We start from the raw sequence: 22,739 nt of genomic DNA on the forward strand, positions 1-22,739 counted from the left end.
GGCATGCAACTGGACCAGCGCGATCTCGACATTCTGCGCGTGCTCTCCACCGAGGGCCGCATCACCAAGGCCGCGCTGGCCGTGCGGATCGGCCTGTCGCCGACCCCCTGCTGGGACCGGCTGAAGAAACTGGAACAGGCCGGGCTGATCGAGGGCTACGGCGCCCGTATCAACCTGCGCAAACTGGCGCCGCATGTGACAGTCTTTGTCGCGGCTGAGATTGCCGACCACACCGCCGCCAGCTTCCGCGCGTTTGAGGCTGCGATGCAGCGCTATGAGGAGGTCACCGCCTGCTGGGCGCTGGGGGGCGGGTTCGACTACCTGCTGCAGATCGTCACCCGCGACATCGACGCCTATCAACGGCTGATCGATGAGATGCTGGACGCCCGCATCGGACTTTCCCGCTATTTCACCTATGTGGTGACCAAGCCGGTCAAGGGCACGGGCGCGCCGCCGCTGGACATTCTTCTGGAGCAGGGGTGATCCCGCGCAAATATCCCTGAGCGGCAGCTGTTTCTTCTGCACCGCCCCTGAACTTCAGTCACATCCTCTGCCCGCGTCAGGCACATTCCTCTGCAAGACATGAGGAGGACAGCCATGACAGAGACCGCGCTCTCAGCCCGGACCGGGATTGCCGACAAGGCCCTGGTGCGCTCTTTTTCCTACATAGGCGGCAAATGGCGCGCCGCCGCCAATGGCGAGACCTTCCCGGTTTGCGATCCGGCCGATGGCGCAGAGCTTGGCCATGTGGCCAGCCTTTCAGCAGAAGAATCCTCTGCCGCGGTGGATGCGGCGCAGGCGGCCTTTGCGGCTTGGGCCGGGATGCTGCCGCAACAGCGCGCCGCCATCCTGCGCCGCTGGTTTGAGCTGCAGCTAGAACACAAAGAAGACCTCGCCCGCATCATGGTGCTGGAACAGGGCAAGCCGCTATCCGAGGCGCGCGGCGAAATCGACTATGGCGCTGCCTTTGTGGAGTTCTACGCAGAAGAAGCCAAGCGCCCCAACATCGAAGGCGTGACCAGCCATTTGCCAGACGCAGAGGTGGAGCTGTGGCGCGAGCCGGTGGGGGTGGCGGCGCTGATCACGCCCTGGAACTTCCCCTCTGCCATGCTGACGCGCAAGGCAGCCGCTGCGCTGGCGGCGGGCTGCACCGTGGTGGCACATCCATCGGCTGAGACCCCCTTCAGCGCATTGGCGCTGGCGGAACTGGCAGAACGCGCAGGCTTCCCGCCCGGCGTGTTCAACGTGGTAACCGGCAACGCGCCCGCGATCGTTGCACCCTGGACCCGCGACACCCGCGTGCGGGCGCTCTCCTTCACCGGCTCTACTGAGGTGGGCAAGCTCCTTTACCGCCAGTCGGCGGACACGGTGAAGCATCTGGTGATGGAACTGGGCGGCCACGCGCCGGTGATCGTTTTCAAGGGCTGTGATCTGGACAAGGCCGTCAGCGAAACCATCAAGGCCAAATTCGCCACCTCCGGCCAGGATTGCCTCGGCGCCAACCGGATCTATGTGGAGCGCCCGATCTATGCAGAATTCTGCGCCCGCTTCACCGCAGCCGCCCAGGCGCTGACCATCGGCAAAGGCATGGAGGATTGCGACCTTGGCCCGCTGATGAATGAAAAGGCAGTTCAAAAGCAGGAAGAGCATGTGGCTGATGCGCTGGCAAAGGGCGCGACGCTGGCCTGCGGCGGCAAGCGGCACCCATTGGGTCCGCTGTTTTTTGAGCCTACCGTGTTGACCGATGTGCCCGCAGATGCGTGCATCATGTCGGAGGAGACCTTCGGCCCCGTCGCCCCCATCACCCCCTTCGACACCGAGGAGGAAGCGGTGGCGCGCGCCAATGACAGCGAATACGGGCTGGTCGCCTATGTCCACAGCCAGGACCCGCGCCGCATTTACCGTCTCAGCCGCGCGCTGCAATACGGTATGGTGGCGGTCAATCGCACCAAGGTGACCGGCGCGCCGATCCCCTTTGGCGGCACCAAGCAATCCGGCCTGGGCCGCGAAGGCGCGCGGCTGGGCATGGAGGAATTCACCGAGGTTAAATACGTCTGCCGCGACTGGGCGTGAGGATACCGGACTCCGGCGCGGAGTCCGGCCCGGATTTGCACGGCAAATCCGGGTGTCAGACACAGGCGGGACATCCCGGATTCCGCGCCGGAATCCGGGCCGGAATTCTCGCAGAATTCCGGTTTGCCGCAGAACTTGAGAAGGAAAACACCAATGCTGAAGAACGACCAGCTTGACCAGTGGGACCGCGAGAACTTTTTCCATCCCTCGACCCATCTGGCGCAGCACGCCCGCGGCGACAGCCCGAACCGGGTCATTAAAACTGCCTCGGGCGTGTTCATCGAAGACCGTGATGGCAACAAGCTGCTCGATGCCTTTGCGGGTCTTTACTGCGTAAACGTGGGCTATGGCCGCCAGGAGATCGCTGAAGCCATCGCTGATCAGGCGCGGGAGCTGGCCTATTACCACTCCTACGTGGGCCACGGCACCGAGGCCTCGATCACACTGGCCAAGATGATCCTGGACCGCGCGCCCGCGAACATGTCCAAGGTCTATTTCGGCCTTGGCGGCTCGGACGCCAATGAAACCAACGTCAAGCTGATCTGGTACTACAACAACATTCTGGGCCGCCCCGAGAAGAAGAAAATCATCTCCCGCTGGCGCGGCTATCACGGCTCTGGGCTGGTCACCGGCTCGCTGACAGGCCTCGAACTGTTCCACAAGAAGTTCGACCTGCCGGTGGAGCAGGTGATCCATACCGAGGCGCCGTACTATTACCGCCGCGACAACCTGGATCAGACCGAAGAGCAGTTCGTGGCCCATTGCGCGGCGGAACTGGAAGCGCTGATCGAGCGCGAGGGCGCAGACACCATCGCCGCTTTCATCGGCGAGCCGGTGCTGGGCACCGGCGGCATCGTGCCGCCGCCCGCGGGCTACTGGGAAGCCATTCAGGCGGTCTTGAAAAGACACGACATCCTGCTGGTTGCGGATGAGGTTGTCACCGGTTTCGGACGGCTCGGCTCCATGTTCGGCTCGGACCACTACGGGATAGAGGCCGACATCATCACCATCGCCAAGGGCCTCACCTCGGCCTATGCGCCGCTTTCGGGGTCCATCGTCTCCGACAAGATGTGGAAGGTGCTGGAGCAGGGCACCGATGAGAACGGCCCGATCGGCCACGGCTGGACCTACTCCGCGCACCCGATCGGGGCGGCGGCGGGAGTGGCGAACCTCAAGCTGATCGACGAGCTGAACCTTGTCACCAATGCCGGCGAAACCGGTGCCTATCTGAACGCCACCATGGCAGAGGCGCTCTCGGTTCACGCCAACGTGGGCGATGTTCGCGGCGAGGGAATGCTGTGTGCGGTGGAGTTCGTGAAGGACAAGGACAGCCGCACCTTCTTTGATGCCGCTGACAAGATCGGGCCGCAGATCTCTGCCAAGCTCCTGGAGCAGGACAAGGTGATTGCCCGCGCCATGCCGCAGGGTGACATCCTGGGCTTTGCACCGCCGTTCTGCCTGACCCGCGCCGAGGCCGATCAGGTGGTCGACGCCACCTTGCGCGCGGTCAAGGCAGTACTGGGGTAACGCCCGCCGCCGGTCAGTTGCGGCAAATCTCGAGGACGGCGCGCAGGCCCCGCCTGCCGTCCTCGAAAGTGAGCCGCCCGCCGTGCTGTTCCGCCACCGTGGCAACAATCGTCAGCCCCAGCCCGAAGCCGTCGATGGCCCGGGTGTTTTCGCCGCGCCGGAACGGGGCAATCACTTCGGTGATCTCCGCCGCCGTCATGCCGGAGCCTTCGTCCTCCACTGTGATGATCGCGTGATCGGCAGTGGAACTGAGGCTGATGGCGGCGCGGCGGCCATATTTCAGCGCATTGTCGATCAGGTTGGTGACCGCCCGCTGCAGCGACACCGGGCGCGCCACCACCAGCATTACCTGCCCCTGCGGCACCGCGCTCTGGCCGGGGGCAGAGGTAAAAACGGACCGCCCGCCCGCCGCCACCTGCGGCTCCGGCGGCAGCAGCTCCACCGGTTTGCCCATGTCCTGATAATCAGCCGCCAGCGCCTCCACCAAGGAGCTGAGCGACAGGCGGCGCGGGGTCTCGGCGCTCATCTCGGCGCGGGTGTAGGTCAGCACGCTTTCGATCATGCCGGTCATGGCGTCCAGATCCGCCTCGAACTTCTGGCGCAGCTCCACGTCCTGGATCAGCGCCGCACGCAGCCGCAGCCGGGTGGCGGGAGTGCCAAGGTCGTGACTGATCCCGGACAGCACCGCGGCGCGGCTGGCAAGCTGTTCGCGCTCTGTCTCCAGATAGCTGTTCACTGCTGAGACGATCTCCTGCAGCTCGCCGGGGCCTTGCATCGCATAGGCGTCCGGCCCGCCCAGCCGGCGGCGGTGGCGCAGGGCGCGGGCGAAGCGGTCGAAATGGGCCGAGGTGTCCATCACCAGCGTCGCCAGCACCGCCAGGGCCAGCAGCGACAAGAGAACCGCCGGCAGGCGCAGGTCGCGCGGCGCGGCAGAACAGCCCCAGACGGCAGTGCCGTCGACCCGCTGCCAGGGGCCATAGCCCGCGCGCGCAAAGATCACCGGCTCGCTGCAATAGGTAGCCAGCAGCCGGGTAACCGCCCCCAGTTTCTCTGCCGCGGTGGCTCCTCCTGCGGGCGGCAGTTCCGCCACCGGATACCGCAGGGCGGGGGAGGCGATAACCAGCGCCAGAACCTCCCCTGACAGGGGATCGGGGCCGCTGTCCAAGATCGAGACATTGGTGAACAGGGAAGGCTTCGCGATCCCCTGCAGCCGCAGATAATCGCCAGCGGCCAGGGACGCAGCCTGTTCCGGCGCCACGGACGTTACTGTCACCCCCGCAGGCGGCGGCGCGCCGCGGCGCAGGGTGGCGTCCAATGTAATGCCGGAAATGGCAGCGCGAGTCAGATGCGCCTGCCAGCTGGCGCCGGAGTGGAACCAGCCCCAGGCACCGCCCAGCCCGGCGGCAAAGGCCAGCGGCAGCAGGATCAGCCCCCGGATTCTGAGCCGCAGCGCCACGGGCCTCAGTCCCCGCCAGTCTCAACATCCACCGCCAGGACATAGCCGGTGCCGCGCTCGGTGCGCAGCAGCGTTGGCGCCTTGGGGGTGTCTTCGATTTTGGAGCGCAACCGGCCCACCAGCACGTCAATTGCGCGGCCCGAGCCCTCGTCATTGCCGCCGTCACCAGTCACATCCAGTGCCGCCGCAATCTCCTCACGCGTCAGCGGAATATGCGGGTTGGCCAGGAACACCTTGAGCAACCCGGTCTCGCGCCGCGACAGCGCCACCTGCACGCCGACGGGAGAGATCACCTCATCCCGCTTGGCGTCATAGGTCCAGCCGCCAAAGCGGAAGGTGGCCACGCTGCGCCGGTAGATCAGCGACGACGACCGCCGCGCCCGCTGCAGCACGGCGCGGACGCGCGCCAGCAGCAGATCGGGGTTGAACGGTTTGGCAATGTAATCATCCGCGCCGGATTCATACCCCGCCATCCGCTGGTGATCGGCGGACAGCGCCGACACCAGAATGATCGGCACATCCTGCTCACTGCGCAGCCGGGTGCAGATCTCCACCCCGTTTTCATCGCCCAGCATCACGTCGAGCAGGATCAGGTCGATCCGGCCCGCGCCGATCTGCTCGCGGATCTCCGCCTCGCTGCCGCAAGGCAGGGCGATAAAGCCGTTCTGACGCAGGTACTGAGTCAGCATCATGCGCGTCTCAACGTCGTCATCCACCACCAGAAGCCGCGGAATCGCCATCTGTTGCTCTCCTCCCTGAAAACCGCCCCGTGTGGCCGTCCCGGCTGTTTGTTTGTAACATCATGCAACAAAATCAATTGCTGCGTAACAACAGGTAACAGCTTGATGGAAAATCTGCTTTGGCCCGCACCCCAGCCCCCGCTGGGCAATTGAAATGCAGCATTGCCAGCGGGCAAGCTGGCTGGTGAAGGCTGCGGGGAGCAGCCGTCACATAAGGGAGGAATGAGCGATGAAATACACCGCTTTTGCGGCCGCATCGGCCGTGGCACTGGCCTGTGCGGCACCGGCTGTGGCCGGGCCGGAGGCCGAAGTTCTGCACTGGTGGACATCCGGCGGCGAGGCCAAGTCGGCCGCGGTCCTGCAACAGGAATTTGCCGACAACGGCGGCACCTGGACCGACATGCCGGTGGCCGGCGGCGGCGGTGATGCAGCAATGACCGCACTGCGCGCCCGGGTTCTCTCCGGCAACGCGCCCACTGCCGTTCAGCTGAAAGGCCCCGCCATCCAGGAATGGTATGAAGAAGGCGTGCTCGCCGATATCTCCTCCGTGGCCGAGGCCGAGGGCTGGGGGGACGTGCTGCCCGGCTCGATCGCCGAACACATGAAATGCGAGGGCAAATGGTGCGCAGCACCGGTGAACGTGCACCGCGTCGACTGGATCTGGGCCAATGCCGCGCTCTTGGAGGCCAACGGCATCGAAATGCCCCAGACATGGGAAGACTTCAACGCCGCCGCCGACAAGCTGATGGAAGCAGGCATCACCCCGCTGGCGCATGGCGGCCAGGCCTGGCAGGACGCAACCGTGTTCGAGGCCGTGGCGCTTGGAATCCTGGGTCCGGAGGACTTCCGCAAGGCCTTTGTCGAATTGGACATGGACACCCTGAAGTCCGGCAAGATGGCCGCGGTGTTTGACCAGATGCGCAAGATGCGCGGCTATGTGGACGCCAACTTCCCGGGCCGCGACTGGAACCTGGCCACCTCGATGGTGATGAACGGCGAGGCGGCGTTCCAGATCATGGGCGACTGGGCCAAGGGCGAGTTCCTGGCCGCGGGCAAGGAGCCGGGCAAGGATTTCCTCTGCGCCTCGGTGCCGGGCGACGGTTTCCTTTATAATGTCGACAGCTTTGCCATGTTCGAGGTCGACGGCGAGGACAAGCAGGCCGGGCAGGATCTTCTGGCCAAGCTGATCGTCGGGCCGAAGTTCCAGGAGGTGTTCAACCTCAACAAGGGCTCGATCCCGGCGCGGGTGGACGTGAAACTGGATGCCTTTGACACTTGCGCCCATCTGTCCTCCAAGGACATGGGCGACAGCGCGGACAATGGCTCGCTGCTGCCCAGTTATGCCCACGGCATGGCCCTGCGCGGCGCGCAGTCCGGCGCCATCACCGACGTGGTGACCGCGCATTTCAACTCGGACATGTCCTCGGCTGAGGCCGTGCAGATGCTGGCCGACGCAGTCGCCAACTCGCTCTGATCTCCCCCGGGCCTCGCGTCCTCCGGGATGCGGGGCCACCTATTCAAGGGCCGTTACCATGACTGAATGGCTTGAACGTCATATTCCGAAGATGGTGCTGGCACCGTCCTTCATTGCGGTACTGGTGTTTGTCTACGGCTTCATTGCCTGGACCGCCTGGGTATCGCTGACCCGCTCCCGCCTGCTGCCGAAATACGAGATCGACGGGCTGATCCAGTACGAGCGCCTGTTCAACGCGCCGCGCTGGGACACCGCGATGTCGAACCTGTTTGTGTTCGGCACCCTGTTCATCCTGATCTCGATGGTCCTGGGCCTGATGCTGGCCATCCTGCTGGACCAGAAGATCCGCACCGAGGGCGTCCTGCGCACCATCTACCTTTATCCGATGGCGCTGTCGCTGATCGTGACCGGCACCGCCTGGAAGTGGATCATGAACCCCGGCCTTGGGCTGGAGGCCATGGTCCGCGGCTGGGGGTTCGACAGCTTCACCTTCGACTGGGTGATCAACCCGGACAAGGCGATCTATGCGGTGGTCATCGCCGGTGTCTGGCAGGCGTCCGGCTTTGTGATGGCGCTGTTCCTGGCCGGATTGCGCGGGGTCGATGGCGAGATCATCAAGGCCGCACAGGTCGATGGCATCCCCACCTGGCGGATCTATACCGCGATCATCATCCCCTCGATGGCGCCGATCTTCCTGTCTGCCTTCATCGTGCTGGCGCATCTGGCGATCAAGAGCTTCGACCTGGTGATTGCCCTCACTGGCGGCGGCCCCGGCTATGCCACCGATCTGCCCGCCACCTATATGTATACGATGGCCTTTTCCCGCGGCGATATCGGCCAGGCGGCCAGCTCTGCCATGGTCATGATGGGCGTGGTGTTCGCGATCATCGTTCCGTATCTCTACTCTGAGCTGAGGGCCAAACATGACTGACGTGACGCTTGCCCCCGCCGCCGCAGCCAGCCGCCGCAACTGGAGCCACTTCGCCCTGCGCTGGACGCTGTTCACCCTCCTTGGCCTGTTTGCCCTGTTCTATCTGATGCCGCTCTTTGTGATGATCACCACCTCCTTGAAAAGCCTGGAGGAAATCCGCACCGGCAGCCTGATCGCCTTCCCGCGCGAGGTCACCTTCGACGCCTGGCGCACCGCCTGGTCGGAGGCCTGCACCGGCATTCAATGCGAGGGCCTGCGCCCGTTCTTCTGGAACTCCGTCGTGATCGCGGTGCCGGCGGTGGCGATCTCCACCATGCTGGGCGCGGCCAATGGCTATGTCATCGCGCAATGGCGGTTCCGCGGTGCCAACCTGATCTTCTCGCTGATGCTGTTCGGCTGCTTCATCCCGTTTCAGGTGGTGCTCTTGCCGATGGCGCGGATGCTGGGGCTGATGGGGCTGGCGGGCAGCATTCCGGGGCTGATCTTCGTGCATGTGATCTATGGCATCGGCTTTACCACGCTGTTCTTCCGCAACTTCTATGTCACCATCCCGCAGGACCTGGTGAAGGCGGCCAAGGTGGACGGCGCGGGGTTCTTCCGGATCTTCTGGTCGATCTTCCTGCCGCTCAGCCTGCCGATCATCGTGGTCACCGTGATCTGGCAGTTCACCCAGATCTGGAACGACTTCCTGTTCGGCGTCTCCTTCAGCCAGGCGGGCACCCAGCCGGTGACCGTGGCGCTGAACAACATCGTCAATTCGACCACCGGCGTGAAGGAATACAACGTCGACATGGCCGCCGCGATCATCGCCGCGCTGCCGACGCTGCTGGTCTATGCCGTTGCCGGCAAATACTTCATCCGCGGCCTGACCGCTGGCTCTGTGAAAGGGTAAATCCATGGCACCTATTCTGGACATCACCAACCTGCGCAAGAACTACGGCGCAACCGAGATCCTGAAAGACATCAACGTCAGTATTGAGCCGGGCGACTTCCTGGTGCTGGTCGGCCCTTCCGGCTGCGGCAAGTCCACGCTGCTCAATTGCATCGCCGGGCTGGAGCCGATTTCCGGCGGGCAGATCGAAATCGGCGGCCGTGATATGACCCACGTCAGCCCCAAGGACCGCGACATTGCTATGGTGTTCCAGTCCTACGCGCTCTACCCGACGATGACGGTTGCCAGGAACATCACCTTCGGCATGAAGGTGCGCGGCGCCGATGCCGCCACCCAGGAGCGCAAGCTGAAGGAGGTCGCGGCGCAGCTGCAGATCGAGGCGCTGCTGGACCGCCGCCCGGGCCAGCTGTCCGGCGGCCAGCGCCAGCGGGTGGCGATGGGCCGGGCGCTGGTGCGCGACCCCAAGCTGTTCCTGTTTGATGAGCCGCTGTCGAACCTCGACGCCAAGCTGCGGGTGGAGATGCGCACCGAGATCAAGAAACTGCACCACAACCTCGGCGCCACCATGGTCTATGTCACCCATGACCAGATCGAAGCGATGACGCTGGCGACCAAGATCGTGGTGATGAAGGGCGGCGTGGTGCAGCAGATCGGCACCCCCGCCGAGATCTACAACAAGCCTGCCAACCTGTTTGTGGCCGATTTCATGGGCAGCCCGGCAATGAACCTGATCCCCGCGCGTGCGCAGCCGAACGGGCAGGGCACACGGATCGAGATGGACTGCGGCGGCAGCGCCCCCATCGTCTTGAAGGACAGCCGCGCCACCGGCCTGCCGCAGGACGTGATCCTGGGCGTGCGCCCCGAGGACATCGCCGAGGCGGGCTTCCGTGCGGGCGAAGGCGTGCAGGAGGCCGCCTGCCTGATCGACATGGTGGAGCCTGCGGGTGCGGACACCTATGTGGTCTCCAGCCTCGGCGGCAAACAGGTGACCGCGCGGCTGCACGCCGAAACCAGTGCGCAACCGGGGCAGATGCTGGATCTGGCCTTTGATTTGTCCAAGGTCTCCTACTTCTCGCCCGCAACCGGCGAGCGGCTGAATTGACCGGGCTGCGGCTGGCCGCCGACGTGGGCGGCACCAACACCCGGCTGGGGCTGGCACGCGGCGGCGTGCTGCTGGCAGACACAGTGCAAAGCTTCCGCAACGACGCTTTTGGCAGTTTTGCGGACGTGATGGACCTATACCTTCAGGATGCCGCCCCCGGCGGCGTGGAGGAACTCGCCATTGCCATCGCCGGTCCGGTCACCGGCGCCACCGCGCGGCTGACCAACCGGGACTGGCACTTTGACGCCGCAGCGCTGTCGCGGCATCTGAACGGCGCGCAGGTGCATCTGCTCAATGACCTTGCCGCACTGGGGCAAGTCTGCCCGCATTTGCAGGCAGACTGCCTGGACACAGTGGTTGCCCCTGCAAGCGATGCGGGCGGAGACGGCCAGCGGCTGGTGGTGGGCATCGGCACCGGTTTCAACCTCTCACCGGTGCTAGACGCCGGCGGGCAGCTGCAATGCCTCAACGTGGAATACGGCCATGTCAGCCTGCCGCTGGACGTGGCAGAGCGTCTGCGCAGCCACGTGACGAAGTCCGGAACGTTCACCACTGTCGAGCATCTGTTCTCCGGCCGCGGCCATGCGGCGGTGCGCAGCCATTTCCCGGCAGATGATGCGGGCACGCAGGAGTTCCTGGGCTTCTATGCCCATCTGCTGGCGTTGCTGGCCCGCAACCTAATGTTGGCTTTCCTGCCCGCGCAGGGCATGTATTTCGCGGGTGCCGTGGCCCGCAGCATCCTCACATCCCCGGCGCGGGGGCTCTTTGCGGAGCACTTCCAGCAGCCCTTCGCACTCGACGCCCGCATCGCCGCCCCGGTGCATGTCATTCTGGATGACGCCGCCGCCCTGAAAGGCTGCGCAGCCCTGCGCCTGCCGGGCTGAGGGTTTGAAGCCACGAATTCAGCACCATCCTGATTACAACCTGCAGACTTAACGGTGGTACTGCGCAAACACCTGCCCCTCCAGCCGGGTGATTGCCACCGGCGTCTGATAGAGCGCGCTCAGGCGCTCCGCAGTCGCAGCCTCTGCCACCGGGCCCTGAAAGGCCACCTGCCCGTCCCGCAGCGCCACCACGTGATCGGACCAGCTGATCGCATAGTTCAGATCATGCACCACGATCACAATCCCCTTGCCCTGCGCCTCCGCCAGATGGCGCAGCTGCGCCATCAGGTTGCGGGCGTGATTGAGGTCCAAGTTGTTCAGCGGCTCATCCAGCAGCAGCCAATCCGTGTCCTGCGCATAGGCCATGGCGATGAAGGCCCGCTGCCGCTGCCCGCCCGACAGCTCATCCAGAAACCGCTCCTGCAGGCCGCCCAGATCAAACAGCTCCACCGCATTCGCAATGGCCGCATGATCGGCAGGCCCCAGCCGCCCCGCGCTGTGCGGCCAGCGGCCAAAGCCGACCAGGTCGCGCACCCGCACCCGGCTGGCGACGCTCAAATGCTGCGCCACCACCGCCATCTTGCGCGCCAGCACCGCTGGAACCGCCTGAACCAGGTCCAACCCGTCCATGCGGATGCTGCCGCCAGCGGGCGTCATCTGCCGGGCAATCAGCTTCAGCAGCGTCGATTTGCCCGCGCCATTGGGACCGATCAGCGCCGTCACCCGCCCCGCCGGGATTTCAGCACTTACGTTTTGCAGGATGGGGTTTGCTGCGGGGCCATAGCTCAGGCCTGAAATATCAATCACCGGATTTTTCCTCTCACCAGCAGGACCAGGAACAACAGACCGCCGCAAAACTCAATGACAACGGCCAGGGTGGATTGCAGATGCAGCAGCCGCTCGAACACCGTTTGCCCGGCCACAAGGATCAGCGCGCCGATCAGGGCGGCGGCGGGCAAAAGCAGCGCATGGCGGTGGCTTTGCATCAGGCTGTGGGCCAGGCTGGTGACCAGCAGGCCAAGGAAGGCCAGCGGCCCCACCAGCGCGGTCGCAACCGAAACCAGCGCCGCAATCAGGCACAGCACCCGCAGCTGCAACCCGTCATATGCCACGCCAAGGCTGCGTGCCGGAGTGCGGCCCAGAGCGGCCACGTCCAGCACGCGGTGATGACGCACCAGCCACAGGGCGGCCAGCGCCATCAGCCCCAACCCCGCCATCAGCGCCGAGCGGTCGATGCCGCTGAACTGGGCAAACATCCGCGCCTCGACCATGGTGAACTCCGAAGGCTCCATCAGCCGCTGCAAAAAGGCCGTCAGGGTGCGGAACATCACCCCCAGCACCACGCCCGCCAGCACCATCAGCTGGATATCGTGCCGGGTGCGGCTAAGGAGGCTGGTGAACAGCACCAGCGCCGCTCCCAGCATCACCGTGGTCTCCAGCGCAAAGCCCGGCAGGCCGCTGATCCGGCTGGCGCCCGCAGCCCCCAGCCCCGCTACCAGCCCGGTCTGCAGCAGCAGAAACAGCGCATCAAACCCCATGATCGAGGGCGTCAGGATGCGGTTCTGGCTGATGGTCTGAAACAGCACCGTCGCCACCCCTGCAGAAGCGCCGACCGCCAGCAAGGCCGCCAGCTTGACCAGCCGCAGCTCCAGGATATAGGCGGTCGGGCCGCGCAAGCCCCAGAACAGGAACAGCGCCGCCGCCGCCGCCAGCAGGCAGCCCAGAACAATCAGCCGCCGGTCAGCCACCCGCCCGCCGCCCCAGCAGAAGGTACAGGAACACAGCGGCCCCGAAGATGCCGAACACGGTGCCGGCCGGGATCTCATAGGGATACCGCAGCAGCCGTCCCAGGATATCGCAGACCAGCAGCAGCCCGGCCCCGGCGGCGGCCACAACGGGCAGGCTCTCGCGCAGGTTGTCGCCCATCAGCCGCGACACCAGATTGGGCACCACCAAGCCGATAAAGGGCAGCATCCCCACCGTCACGATCACCAGCGACGACACCAGCGACACGGTGATAATGCCAAACCCCAGCACCTGCCCGTAGCGCAGGCCCAGGTTCAGGCTGACATCGCGCCCCAGCCCCGCAATGGTGAACTGATCGGCGGCAAAATAAGCCAGCAGCGCCAGCCCGCCCGCCAGCCACAGCAGCTCATACCGGCCCGCAAGGATGCCGGAGAACTCGCCGCTCATCCAGACGCCAAGGTACTGCAGCAGCCCGCCCTCGATGGCGATGAAGGTGGCCACCGCCATCAGCAGCCCGCCATAGACCAGTCCTGACAGGGGGATCAGCAGCACCTGATGCGGCGGGATGCACCGCGCCAGCAGCATGAAAACACCAGTGCCTGCCAGCGCCGCCCCAGCGGCGGCCAGCATTTTGACCAAAATCGGTGCGCCCGGCGCCAGCAGCGTCACCGCCAGCAGGCCCAGCATCGCCGCCTCGCTGGTGCCGGTGGTGCCCGGCTCGACAAACCTGTTGCGTACCAGCAGTTGCATGATCACCCCTGCCACCGCCATCGCGGCACCGGTCAGCAGCACTGCGGCAGTGCGCGGGATGCGGCTGACCGCCAGCACCCGCAGCGCCTGCGGGTCGCTCAGCAGCGTGTCCAGCGGCAACGGCCCGGCCCCGACCAGCAGGCTGAACAGTGCCAGCGGCACCAGCAGCACCGCCGCCAGCAGCAGCCAGCGGCGCGGCGCAGCCGTATTGGGGGCGGCCAAATCAGCCACCCGCTTTGACGCCCTGCGAAAACCCGGCCTGGATTTCCTCCAGCGTGGCCGTCATCGACTGGATACCGCCGCCCGCCACATAGATATTGGCGGCGTTCAGATAGATCACCTGCCCCGCGGCCCAGGCCTTGGTGCCCGCCACCAGCGCGTTGTCCAGCGTCACCGCGGCGGCTTGATTGCCTTGCCCCAGCGCCACGGCCCGGTCCACCACGATCAGCCAGTCGGGATCTGCGGCGGCGATGAACTCGAACGACACCGCCTCGCCATGGGTCTGCGCATCCAGATCCGGCACCGCCTCCGGCAGGTCCAGCGCCTTATGCAGCCAGCCGAACCGTGACTGCGCCCCATAAGCCGAGACCCGCGGCCCGTTGGTCATCACGATCAGCGCATCGCCGCGCCCGGCCACTGCCGCCTTGGCCTCTGCCAGCTTGGCGTTGAACGCTGCTTCCAGCTCCGCCGCCCGGTCTTCGCGCCCGGTCAGCTGTCCATAGCTGCGCAGCCGCGCCAGCGCCTGCTCTGCCAGATCGGTGCCCCAGATCGTCATGTCGATGGCCGGCGCAATCTCCGCCAGCGGCTCCACTTGCGTGGAGGACCGCCCGCCCGCCACGATCAGGTCCGGCGCCAGCATGGCAATCGCCTCGAAATCCGGCTCAAACAGCGTGCCGGCAGAATCTGCGCCTTCCTTCAAATCGTCCAGATAGCTGACAAACATCTCGGCAGGTACGCCCACCGGCTGCACCCCAAGCGCGTCCAGCGTATCCGCCGCAGCCACGTCAAGAACCACGATTCTCTCTGGGATTTCAGGCAGCTCCACCCTGCCCCTTGCGGTCTCAACCGCAACCGCTTGCGCCGATGCCGCACCCGCCAGGGCGAAAAAAACCGGCGCCGCCAGTTGCAAAACCTTCCAATGTGCCATTTCCTGTCCTCGATTGAGATGGAATTCGGCTGGCTTGGAAGGCTTGCTGAAAATCAAGGGGGGCTTACCGGCACATGCGGCAAAAGTCCAGACGCGCCATTTCGCTGCCCCCGCGGCAGCCAGCGGATGCGCCCGCCCGGCGAAGGCGCGCAAATCACCGGCCTGCCTGCAGAAAACCTCTTGAAGCAGCGAAACACCGATTGTAAGGAGGCGGCCACCGCACGGTCCTGCACCTGATAAGGCTTCGACCCGAACCGTCAGCTTTGCACCTCCCAGCCCCCTCGAACTCTGGACAGAAAGGCCCCGCGATGCCGCACCGGCTCCCCCTCTCCGATTTCCCGAAACGCCCGGCACAGGCGCAAAGCCGATGAGCGGCGGCGAAACCTATGAGGGCCTCTATGGCCTGGACGCCTGGGGCAGCGGCATGCTGGAAGTGACCCCGGACGGCGCCGTCGCGCTGCGCCTGCCGCAGGCACCGGACGCCAAACCGACCCCGCTGCCGGAGGTAATCGCGGCGATCGAGGCGCGCGGCATCTCGGCGCCCGTGGTGCTGCGGGTGCATCAGTTCCTGGAACAGTCGCTGAACCAGCTGCATGACGCCTTCAACGGCGCGATTGAGGCTGCGGGCTACAAGGGCCAGTACCGCGGCGTGTTCCCGATCAAGGTGAACCAGCAGGCTGAGGTGATCGGCCACCTGATGGCCGCGGGCCAGAAATTCAACTACGGGCTGGAGGCAGGCTCCAAGCCGGAGCTGATGATTGCCCTGTCGCAGCCCCTGCCCGAGGATGCGCTGCTGATCTGCAACGGATCGAAGGATGAGGCGTTTATCCGGCTGGCAATCCTGTCGCGCAAGCTGGGCCACAACACCGTCATCGTCATTGAGACGCTGGACGAGTTCGACATCATCCGCCGGGTGGCAGAGGATCTGGACATCCGCCCGCTCTTGGGTGTGCGGGTCAAGCTGACCGAGCGCGTCACCGGCAAATGGCAGGCCAGCTCCGGCGACCGCTCCACCTTCGGCCTTGGAGCCCATGATCTGGTGACGCTGATGGACCGGCTGCGCGACAGCGGCTTCCTCGACTGCTTGGTGCTGCAGCACAGCCACCTGGGCAGCCAGGTGCCCAACATCTTCGACATCCGCCGCGCCGCGGATGAGGCCTGCCGCTTCTTTGTGGAACTGACCCGCATGGGCGCGCCGTTGACCCACATGGACCTCGGCGGCGGCCTGGGTGTCGACTACACCGGCGCCCGCCGCCCTGACGACAACTCGGTCAACTACACCGTCAACGAATACTGCACCAACATCGTTGAAACCATCCGCTACGCACTGGATGAGGCGGGCCTGCCCCACCCCACCATCGTCACCGAAAGCGGCCGCTTCGTGGTGGCGCATTCCTCGATCTTCATCTTCGAGGTGCTGGGCGCCACGCTGTACGATGCGCCGCAAAAGCCGCAGGTGCAGCCCGACGACCACCACCTGGTCTCCGACCTGATGGCGGTGGAGGCCTACATCGGCGCGCCGCGCTTCCAGGAGGCGCTGAACGACGCGATCTATTACCGCGATGAACTGCGGGCGCTGTTCCGCCGCGGCCAGATCGGGCTGGCGCAGCTCTCGCGCGCCGAGCAGGGCTTCCTGTATCTGGCCGGCCTGTTCAAATCCGCCGCCCGCGGCGACGACAGCCTGACAGAGGCCGCCAGCGCCCTTGGCGCCTTCACCGACCACTACCAGGGCAACTTCTCGCTGTTCCAGTCGCTGCCGGATGTCTGGGCGATCGACCAACTGCACCCGATGATGCCGCTGCAGCGCCTGAACGAGATGCCCGCCCGCAACGCGATGATCACCGACATCACCTGCGACAGCGACGGCAAGCTGGATCACTTCATCCTGGCCGACGGCACCTCCAACGCCCTGCCGGTCCACGACCTGCGCGAGGATGAGCATTACCTGATCGGCGTGTTCTTTGTCGGCGCCTATCAGGAAACGCTCGGCGACTTGCACAACCTGTTTGGCGATGCCAACGTGGTCACCATCTCTCTGGACGGCCAGGGCGGCTTTGATATCGAGCACGAGACCGAGGCCGATACCATCGCCGAGGTGCTGTCCTATGTCGAATACGACCCGCGCCAGTGCCTGGAAACCTTCCGCAAGCGGGTGGAACGCGCCGTGAAATCCGGCAAGGTCAACGCCGCGGAGCGCCGCCAGATGATTGCCGCCTACAAGGACAGCCTGGCCGGCAGCACCTATTTCGACTGAAGCCGCCCCCCGGCTGACCACCCAGGGGCACATCGGAACACCGGGGCCCCGGCCCCATCTGCAAAGGAAAAAACACATGGAAAAGGTTCTGGTTGTTGGCGCCGGCGGCGTCGGATCCGTATCGGTCACCAAGATGGCCATGCACCCGGAGATCTTTAAGGAGATCACCCTGGCCAGCCGCACGGTCTCCAAATGCGAAGAGATCGCCGCCAACGTCAAGAAACGCACCGGCGTCACCATCCGCACCGCGCAGCTGGACGCGATGAATGTCGCCGACACCGTGGCGCTGATCAAGGAAACCGGCGCCGAGTTGCTGGTGAACCTGGCCCTGCCCTATCAGGACCTGGTGCTGATGGACGCCTGCCTCGAGGCCGGCATCCACTACCTCGACACCGCCAACTATGAGCCCGAGGACGAGGCCAAGTTTGAATACAAATGGCAGTGGGCCTATCAGGAGCGTTTCAAGGAAGCAGGCCTGACCGCGATCCTGGGCGCCGGTTTCGATCCGGGCGTCACCTCGATCATGGCGACCTGGGTGCGCAAGCACAAGCTGGAGGGCATCCGCCTGATCGACGTGCTGGACTGCAACGGCGGCGACAACAGCAAGCCGTTTGCCACCAACTTCAACCCGGAAATCAACATCCGCGAAGTCACCGCCCCGGCGCGGCATTGGGAAAACGGCGCCTGGATCGAAAGCCCGGCGATGACCCATAAGTACGAGTTCGACTTCCCCGCCGTGGGCAAGAAGAACATGTACCTGATGTACCACGAGGAGCTGGAGTCGATGTCGACCCACTTCCCGGAGATCGAGCGCGCCCGCTTCTGGATGACCTTCGGCGATGCCTACATCAACCACGTCACCGTGCTGCAGAACATCGGCATGACCAGCATTGAGCCGGTGATCCACAACGGCCAGGAAATCATCCCGTTGCAGTTCCTGAAAACCGTGCTGCCGGATCCCTCCGAACTGGGTGAGCTGACCAAGGGCAAGACCTGCATCGGCGACATCATTACCGGCCCGGCCAAGGACGGCGGCGCAGAGAAGACTTATTACATCTACAACATCTGCGACCACGAGGAATGCTACGCCGAGGTCGGCAGCCAGGCAGTGGCCTATACCACCGGCGTGCCCGCGATGATCGGCGCCGCAATGGTGATGAACGGCACCTGGCGCGAGCCGGGCGTGTGGAACACCGAACAGCTGGACCCGGATGCCTTCATGGACATGCTGAACACCGATGGCCTGCCCTGGCAGGTGGTCGAACTGGACGGCCACCCGGAGTTCTAAGCGCTCCAAAACACCGGCCGCGGGCATCCACTGCCCGCGGCCAGACATGTCGGGCTGGTTTCTTCAGAAGCCGGCCCTTTCCGTTCCCGCCGCAACGAAAGACCCCGCCATGGACATCAAAGCGCTCTCCACCGACAGCTTTGCCCGCTTCGACCTGCACCGTGTGCCCTCCCCCTGTTTTGTGGTCGACGAGGTTGCGGTCGAACGCAACCTGACGATCCTAAAACAGGTCGCGGATGCCTCCGGCGCCAACGTCCTCTTGGCGCTCAAGGCGTTTTCGATGTTTGCCGTCGCCCCCTTGGTGCGGCGCTACCTGTCCGGCACCTGCGCCTCCGGCCTTTACGAGGCGCGGCTCGCGCGCGAGGAATTCGGCGGCGAGGTCACCACTTATTCCGCGGGCTTCAAGGCGGACGACCTGCCGGAAATCATCCGCCTGTCGGATCACCTGATCTTCAACTCCCCCGCCCAGCACCGCCGCTTTGCGCCGCTGATTGCAGAGGCCCGCGCGGGCGGCGAGACCATCTCCATCGGCCTGCGCGTCAACCCCGAGCATTCCGAGGGCTGGAACGAGAAATACGACCCCACCGCCCCCTGCTCACGCCTCGGCACGCCGGTATCGCAGCTGAGCGATCAGGACTGGGAGGGCGTCGAGGGCCTGCATATGCACACGCTCTGCGAACAGCTGTTCGAACCGCTGCAGCGCACCTTCGCCGCGCTGGAAGAGAAGATGGGCCACCGCCTGTCGAGCCTCAAATGGATCAACCTCGGCGGCGGCCACCACATCACCATGCCGGACTATGACCGCGACGGGCTGATCGCCCTGATCCGCCACATCCGCGAAACCTACGATGTTGAGGTCTTCATCGAGCCGGGCGAGGCGGTGGCGCTGCATTCCGGCATCCTGGTGGGGGAGATCCTGGATGTTGCCGAAAACGCCATGCCGCTGGCAATCACCGATATCTCCGCTACCTGCCACATGCCCGACGTGATCGAGGCGCCCTACCGCCCCGACCTATTGGGCGAAGTCTCAGACGTGCCGCCGCACCGCCTCGGCGGGCCGTCCTGCCTGGCGGGCGACGTGATCGGCGACTACGGCTTTGCCACCTCGCCCCAGCCCGGCGACCGCATCGCCTTCCTCGACCAGTCGCACTACTCGATGGTCAAGACCAACACCTTCAACGGCGTTCCCCTGCCCGCGATTGCACTGTGGAACTCCGATACCGACGCGCTGAAACTCCTGCGCACCCCCTCCTATGACGATTTCAAGGACCGCCTGTCATGACCTACTTCCTCGAAGGCGAACTGAGCGACGCCGAACGCGATCCCGCCACCGCCCGCTTCCGGGTGATCCCGGTGCCGCTGGAGCGCACCGTCTCCTACGGCGGCGGCACCGAGGGCGGCCCGGAGGCCATCCTTGAGGCCAGCGTCGAGCTGGAACGCCTCTACCGCGACGCAGAACCCTGCGCTGCGGGCATTGCCACCGAAGACGCCGTCGACTGCACCGGCCCCCTGCCCCAGGTGATGGAACGCATCGCTGCCCGCACCGAGGCCGCAGTGGCCGCAGGCGCGGTGCCGGTGACGCTGGGCGGCGAGCACGCGCTCAGCTACGGCGCGGTGCGCGGCGTTGCCCGCGCGCTGGGGCGCCCCGTGGGCATCGTCCAGATCGACGCCCACGCCGACCTGCGCAAGGCCTATCAGTGCGAACGCCACTCCCACGCCTCGGTGATGCAGCTGCTGGCAGAGGAAGACAGAATCCGCATCGCCCAGTACGGCGTCCGCGCCATGAGCCAGGAGGAAGTCGACCGCCGCGCCGCCTGCAACGTGATTTCCATCGACGCAGAGGAACTGGTCACCGGCAACATCCACTCCGTGACCCTGCCCGAGGATTTCCCGCAGGATGTCTATGTCAGCTTTGACGTCGACGGGCTGGACCCAGCGATCCTGCCCGCCACCGGCACGCCCGTCCCCGGCGGCCTCGGCTACTACCAGGCGCTCAACATCGTGCGCAGCGCCCTTGCGGGCCGCAATCTGGCAGGCTGCGACGTGGTGGAGCTGGCACCGACCGAGGACAGCCGGGTGTCGGAATTCACCACCGCCCAGATCACCTATGCGCTGATGTCCTTCGCAGCAGCCAAGTAACGCGCCCGCGGCCGGGGGCATCTGTTTCCGGCCGCATCGCTTGCGCGGCAAAACTGCAACAGTGCATAACAAACTAATTTACTCAACAATACCCCCTTGCGCCAGGCGCAGCACCTCCCTATCAGGCCCAAGCCTTTGAAAAGGCGAGCCAGGATTCAACCCAAGCTAACAGCTCCAAGAACACGGGTTAATCATGGCACGAACTTCCAGCATCCGCCTGTCCGGGCTGCTCTGCAGCACCGCGCTCACACTCATCACCGCCTCCGCCGCGCTGGCTGAAGACGACGAGGTCTTGTCGCTCGACCCGATCGTGGTCAAACAGCGCGACCCCATCGGCAACGCCGCCGACCGCGCAACCTCGATCTATGTGGCCGACGCCGAGATCGAACGCGCCGCAATGGGCGACCTCAAGGACCTGTTTGCAGGCATCGCCTCGGTTTCCGTCGGCGGCGGCATTCCGATCGCGCAGAAGATCTTCGTCAACGGCGTCGACATGCTGAACCTCGCGGTGCAGGTGGACGGCGTCAGCCAAAACAACCGCACCTTCCACCACGTCAGCGCCAACGCCTTTGACCCCGGCCTGATGAAGTCCGTGCGCGTCGACCCCGGCGTTGCCCCCGCCGATGCCGGCCCCCGCGCCTTGGCCGGCCGGGTGGTGATGGAAACCATCGACGCCGGGGACATCCTGGAAGACGGCGAAACCTTCGGCGGCCAGTCCCGCCTGTCCTATTCCAGCAACGGCAACACCGCCCAGGGCTCGCTGACGCTTGCGGGGCGCAGCGGCGGCTTTGAAATCCTCGGCTACGCCAAGCGCTCCACCGGCGACAATTTCGAGGACGGCGACGGCTTCGAGGTGACCGGCTCCGGCGCGAACCTGACCGCAGGCCTGTTGAAATTCGCTTATGAAGGCGATCAGGGCGACCGCATCGAACTGTCGCTGCAGGAAGTACAGGACAATGAAATCCGCAACTTCCAGCCCAACTTCGGCGCCAGCAGCCGCGGCTTTGCACCCTATTACACCAAGCGCCGCATCGCCTCGCTGCGCTATGAAAGCGGCAACGAGACCGGCCTGTGGGATCCGTCGGCAACCCTCGGCTTCTCGGAAATCAACGTCGACCGCCCCTCCGACCCGTTCGGCGATTCCACTGCGACCAGCTCCAACACCTATTCGCTGACGCTGCAGAACGACTTCCACCTGTCCGACAGCAACACCATCACCGCCGGGGTGGATTACCAGGAGCGCGAAAGCTCTGTGAACGCCACCTGGACCAACGGCAAAACCGGTGAAGAAAGCAAGAACATCGGCATCTTCGCCCAAGCCCGGCTGGAGCCCACCGACCGGCTCAGCGTCTCCGCAGGCCTGCGCTATGACTGGCAGGACTTCACCGGCCAGGATTTCGCCCAATCCGGCACCGCCTTCACCGGCTCAGCCTCCGGCGCAAGCGGCAACCTGTCGCTGGTCTATGATCTGACCGACTCCCTGTCGCTGCGGGCTGGTTATTCCAACGTCTTCGGCGGCTATGATCTGGAGGACAACTTCCTGTTCTACCAAGCGTGGGACTACTCGAATCTGCAATCCTCACGCGCCAGGAACATCGTCGTAGGTGCCGACTGGCAGCGCGGCAACTGGACCTTGGGCGGTGAGCTGTTCAAGACCAATATCGACAACGTCCGCGAAGTCTCCCGCGCCGGTGCCGTAGGTGGCAACGACTTCGAAAGCAAGGGCTTCAACATCGCCGCCACCTATGGCTGGGACAGCGGCTTCGCCCGCTTCACCATGAACAACAGCGATGTGTCCTTCAACGGCGGCCCGGCAGAAAGCTTCTACCTGGTCGACTCCGGCACCCCGATCGGCAAGGTGCTGGCGTTTGAGGTGCAGCAGGAAATCCCCACCATGAACCTGCTTGTCGGCGGCAGCGTCGAGGCGGCACTGTCCAACGACAACGGCGTCAGCGAGACCTACACCCAGAAACAACCGGGCTACGGGGTGCTGAACCTCTTTGCCGAATACAGCCCGCCGTCGCTGAACAATCTGACCATCCGCGCCGGGATCGACAACGTGTTCGACAAGACCTACGCCGACCGCGCCACCTATGGCACCGAATACACCTCCTCGACGATCACTGCGTTCAACGAACCGGGCCGCAACATCTCTGTTGTTGCCACGCTCAAGTTCTGAGGCAGCTTCGGACCTCGCGGCTTCCGGCGGTTCTCCGCCGGAAGCCGCAAACCTCACTAAAATACTCAGAAATCCCTTTCCCCGTCCCGCCGCACAGGCTAAGTACGGGGCGTGAAGGCACCTTCACAGCCGGCGGCCAGCCTTTTGCCCGCGCCGC

The 22,739-nt window shown here is 65.0% G+C and carries 19 protein-coding genes; 13 read left to right on the plus strand and 6 right to left on the minus strand.

All coding sequences use genetic code 11. The features are described from left to right. The first annotated feature begins 3 nt into the window (after positions 1-3). The 3 genes from GC1_RS08060 to GC1_RS08070 all read left to right on the plus strand — a co-directional run bounded on the left by GC1_RS08060 (position 4) and on the right by GC1_RS08070 (position 3,600). Positions 4-483 carry an Lrp/AsnC family transcriptional regulator gene (locus GC1_RS08060; RefSeq protein WP_019296502.1) on the plus strand — a complete coding sequence of 160 codons (480 nt, stop codon included), beginning with the start codon at positions 4-6 and terminating at the stop codon, positions 481-483. Between the two features lie 114 nt (positions 484-597). Further along, entirely contained in the window at positions 598-2,073 is a 1,476-nt protein-coding gene (locus GC1_RS08065; RefSeq protein WP_019296501.1) for an NAD-dependent succinate-semialdehyde dehydrogenase, read from the plus strand. A gap of 153 nt (positions 2,074-2,226) precedes the next feature. Further along, positions 2,227-3,600, plus strand: coding sequence for an aspartate aminotransferase family protein (locus GC1_RS08070; protein ID WP_019296500.1), 1,374 nt, complete (start codon positions 2,227-2,229; stop codon positions 3,598-3,600). 13 nt (positions 3,601-3,613) lie between these two features. Here GC1_RS08070 and GC1_RS08075 read toward each other — a convergent pair whose 3' ends face one another. Both GC1_RS08075 and GC1_RS08080 read right to left on the minus strand, forming a co-directional pair. After that, complete coding sequence (locus GC1_RS08075; RefSeq protein WP_019296499.1) at positions 3,614-5,056, minus strand: sensor histidine kinase; 1,443 nt, start codon at positions 5,054-5,056, stop codon at positions 3,614-3,616. Between the two features lie 5 nt (positions 5,057-5,061). After that, complete coding sequence (locus tag GC1_RS08080; protein WP_019296498.1) at positions 5,062-5,796, minus strand: response regulator transcription factor; 735 nt, start codon at positions 5,794-5,796, stop codon at positions 5,062-5,064. A 229-nt stretch (positions 5,797-6,025) separates the two neighbouring features. Between GC1_RS08080 and GC1_RS08085 the strand changes: the two genes are divergently transcribed. Genes GC1_RS08085 through GC1_RS08105 form a run of 5 tightly spaced genes read left to right on the plus strand, consistent with a single transcriptional unit; the run spans position 6,026 to position 11,079 of the window. Then, positions 6,026-7,270 (plus strand): ABC transporter substrate-binding protein, encoded by a 1,245-nt coding sequence (locus GC1_RS08085; RefSeq protein ID WP_019296497.1) that lies wholly within the window; start codon positions 6,026-6,028, stop codon positions 7,268-7,270. Positions 7,271-7,328: 58 nt separating this feature from the next. Continuing rightward, positions 7,329-8,201: a carbohydrate ABC transporter permease gene (locus GC1_RS08090; RefSeq protein ID WP_019296496.1), complete on the plus strand. Its 873-nt coding sequence runs from the start codon at positions 7,329-7,331 to the stop codon at positions 8,199-8,201. Beyond that, the gene (locus GC1_RS08095) at positions 8,194-9,093 is read left to right on the plus strand and encodes a carbohydrate ABC transporter permease (protein WP_019296495.1); all 900 of its coding nucleotides are present in this window, start codon (positions 8,194-8,196) and stop codon (positions 9,091-9,093) included. Before GC1_RS08090 ends, GC1_RS08095 begins: the two co-directional genes overlap by 8 nt. A 4-nt stretch (positions 9,094-9,097) precedes the next feature. Continuing rightward, positions 9,098-10,195, plus strand: coding sequence for an ABC transporter ATP-binding protein (locus tag GC1_RS08100; RefSeq protein ID WP_019296494.1), 1,098 nt, complete (start codon positions 9,098-9,100; stop codon positions 10,193-10,195). Continuing rightward, positions 10,192-11,079, plus strand: coding sequence for a glucokinase (locus GC1_RS08105; protein ID WP_019296493.1), 888 nt, complete (start codon positions 10,192-10,194; stop codon positions 11,077-11,079). The genes GC1_RS08100 and GC1_RS08105 overlap by 4 nt, the downstream gene beginning before the upstream one ends. 48 nt (positions 11,080-11,127) lie before the next feature. Here GC1_RS08105 and GC1_RS08110 read toward each other — a convergent pair whose 3' ends face one another. The 4 genes from GC1_RS08110 to GC1_RS08125 are packed head-to-tail and all read right to left on the minus strand — an operon-like array spanning position 11,128 to position 14,722. After that, positions 11,128-11,886: an iron ABC transporter ATP-binding protein gene (locus GC1_RS08110; protein WP_019296492.1), complete on the minus strand. Its 759-nt coding sequence runs from the start codon at positions 11,884-11,886 to the stop codon at positions 11,128-11,130. Further along, positions 11,883-12,827 (minus strand): iron chelate uptake ABC transporter family permease subunit, encoded by a 945-nt coding sequence (locus GC1_RS08115; protein WP_019296491.1) that lies wholly within the window; start codon positions 12,825-12,827, stop codon positions 11,883-11,885. The genes GC1_RS08110 and GC1_RS08115 overlap by 4 nt, the downstream gene beginning before the upstream one ends. Then, positions 12,820-13,806, minus strand: a complete 987-nt coding sequence (locus GC1_RS08120) for an ABC transporter permease (protein ID WP_019296490.1) — start codon at positions 13,804-13,806, stop codon at positions 12,820-12,822. The genes GC1_RS08115 and GC1_RS08120 overlap by 8 nt, the downstream gene beginning before the upstream one ends. Further along, on the minus strand, positions 13,799-14,722 hold the full coding sequence (locus GC1_RS08125; RefSeq protein ID WP_019296489.1) for a siderophore ABC transporter substrate-binding protein: 924 nt from the start codon (positions 14,720-14,722) through the stop codon (positions 13,799-13,801). The genes GC1_RS08120 and GC1_RS08125 overlap by 8 nt, the downstream gene beginning before the upstream one ends. 367 nt (positions 14,723-15,089) lie before the next feature. Here GC1_RS08125 and speA point away from each other — a divergent pair, with 367 nt between their 5' ends. The 5 genes from speA (at position 15,090) to GC1_RS08150 (ending at position 22,582) form a co-directional block, all read left to right on the plus strand. Then, positions 15,090-16,976, plus strand: coding sequence for a biosynthetic arginine decarboxylase (gene speA, locus GC1_RS08130; RefSeq protein WP_019296487.1), 1,887 nt, complete (start codon positions 15,090-15,092; stop codon positions 16,974-16,976). 76 nt (positions 16,977-17,052) lie between these two features. Next, entirely contained in the window at positions 17,053-18,264 is a 1,212-nt protein-coding gene (locus tag GC1_RS08135; RefSeq protein ID WP_019296486.1) for a saccharopine dehydrogenase family protein, read from the plus strand. Between the two features lie 109 nt (positions 18,265-18,373). Next, on the plus strand, positions 18,374-19,546 hold the full coding sequence (locus tag GC1_RS08140) for a carboxynorspermidine decarboxylase (protein WP_029204839.1): 1,173 nt from the start codon (positions 18,374-18,376) through the stop codon (positions 19,544-19,546). Next, positions 19,543-20,403, plus strand: a complete 861-nt coding sequence (gene speB / locus GC1_RS08145; protein WP_019296484.1) for an agmatinase — start codon at positions 19,543-19,545, stop codon at positions 20,401-20,403. Before GC1_RS08140 ends, speB begins: the two co-directional genes overlap by 4 nt. 193 nt (positions 20,404-20,596) lie before the next feature. After that, positions 20,597-22,582, plus strand: coding sequence for a TonB-dependent receptor plug domain-containing protein (locus GC1_RS08150; protein WP_019296483.1), 1,986 nt, complete (start codon positions 20,597-20,599; stop codon positions 22,580-22,582). Positions 22,583-22,739 lie beyond the last annotated feature (157 nt).

Source organism: Leisingera sp. ANG1 (genome assembly GCF_000203975.2).
Taxonomy (GTDB): Bacteria; Pseudomonadota; Alphaproteobacteria; order Rhodobacterales; family Rhodobacteraceae; genus Leisingera.

What these genes read in the sequence shown, in the direction of transcription:
- GC1_RS08060 (WP_019296502.1), top strand. Translation starts at nt 4, where the DNA reads ATGCAACTGGACCAGCGCGATCTCGACATTCTGCGCGTGCTCTCCACC.
- GC1_RS08065 (WP_019296501.1), top strand. Translation starts at nt 598, where the DNA reads ATGACAGAGACCGCGCTCTCAGCCCGGACCGGGATTGCCGACAAGGCC.
- GC1_RS08070 (WP_019296500.1), top strand. Translation starts at nt 2,227, where the DNA reads ATGCTGAAGAACGACCAGCTTGACCAGTGGGACCGCGAGAACTTTTTC.
- GC1_RS08080 (WP_019296498.1), bottom strand. Translation starts at nt 5,796, where the DNA reads ATGGCGATTCCGCGGCTTCTGGTGGTGGATGACGACGTTGAGACGCGC.
- GC1_RS08085 (WP_019296497.1), top strand. Translation starts at nt 6,026, where the DNA reads ATGAAATACACCGCTTTTGCGGCCGCATCGGCCGTGGCACTGGCCTGT.
- GC1_RS08090 (WP_019296496.1), top strand. Translation starts at nt 7,329, where the DNA reads ATGACTGAATGGCTTGAACGTCATATTCCGAAGATGGTGCTGGCACCG.
- GC1_RS08095 (WP_019296495.1), top strand. Translation starts at nt 8,194, where the DNA reads ATGACTGACGTGACGCTTGCCCCCGCCGCCGCAGCCAGCCGCCGCAAC.
- GC1_RS08100 (WP_019296494.1), top strand. Translation starts at nt 9,098, where the DNA reads ATGGCACCTATTCTGGACATCACCAACCTGCGCAAGAACTACGGCGCA.
- GC1_RS08125 (WP_019296489.1), bottom strand. Translation starts at nt 14,722, where the DNA reads ATGGCACATTGGAAGGTTTTGCAACTGGCGGCGCCGGTTTTTTTCGCC.
- speA (WP_019296487.1), top strand. Translation starts at nt 15,090, where the DNA reads ATGAGCGGCGGCGAAACCTATGAGGGCCTCTATGGCCTGGACGCCTGG.
- GC1_RS08135 (WP_019296486.1), top strand. Translation starts at nt 17,053, where the DNA reads ATGGAAAAGGTTCTGGTTGTTGGCGCCGGCGGCGTCGGATCCGTATCG.
- GC1_RS08140 (WP_029204839.1), top strand. Translation starts at nt 18,374, where the DNA reads ATGGACATCAAAGCGCTCTCCACCGACAGCTTTGCCCGCTTCGACCTG.
- speB (WP_019296484.1), top strand. Translation starts at nt 19,543, where the DNA reads ATGACCTACTTCCTCGAAGGCGAACTGAGCGACGCCGAACGCGATCCC.
- GC1_RS08150 (WP_019296483.1), top strand. Translation starts at nt 20,597, where the DNA reads ATGGCACGAACTTCCAGCATCCGCCTGTCCGGGCTGCTCTGCAGCACC.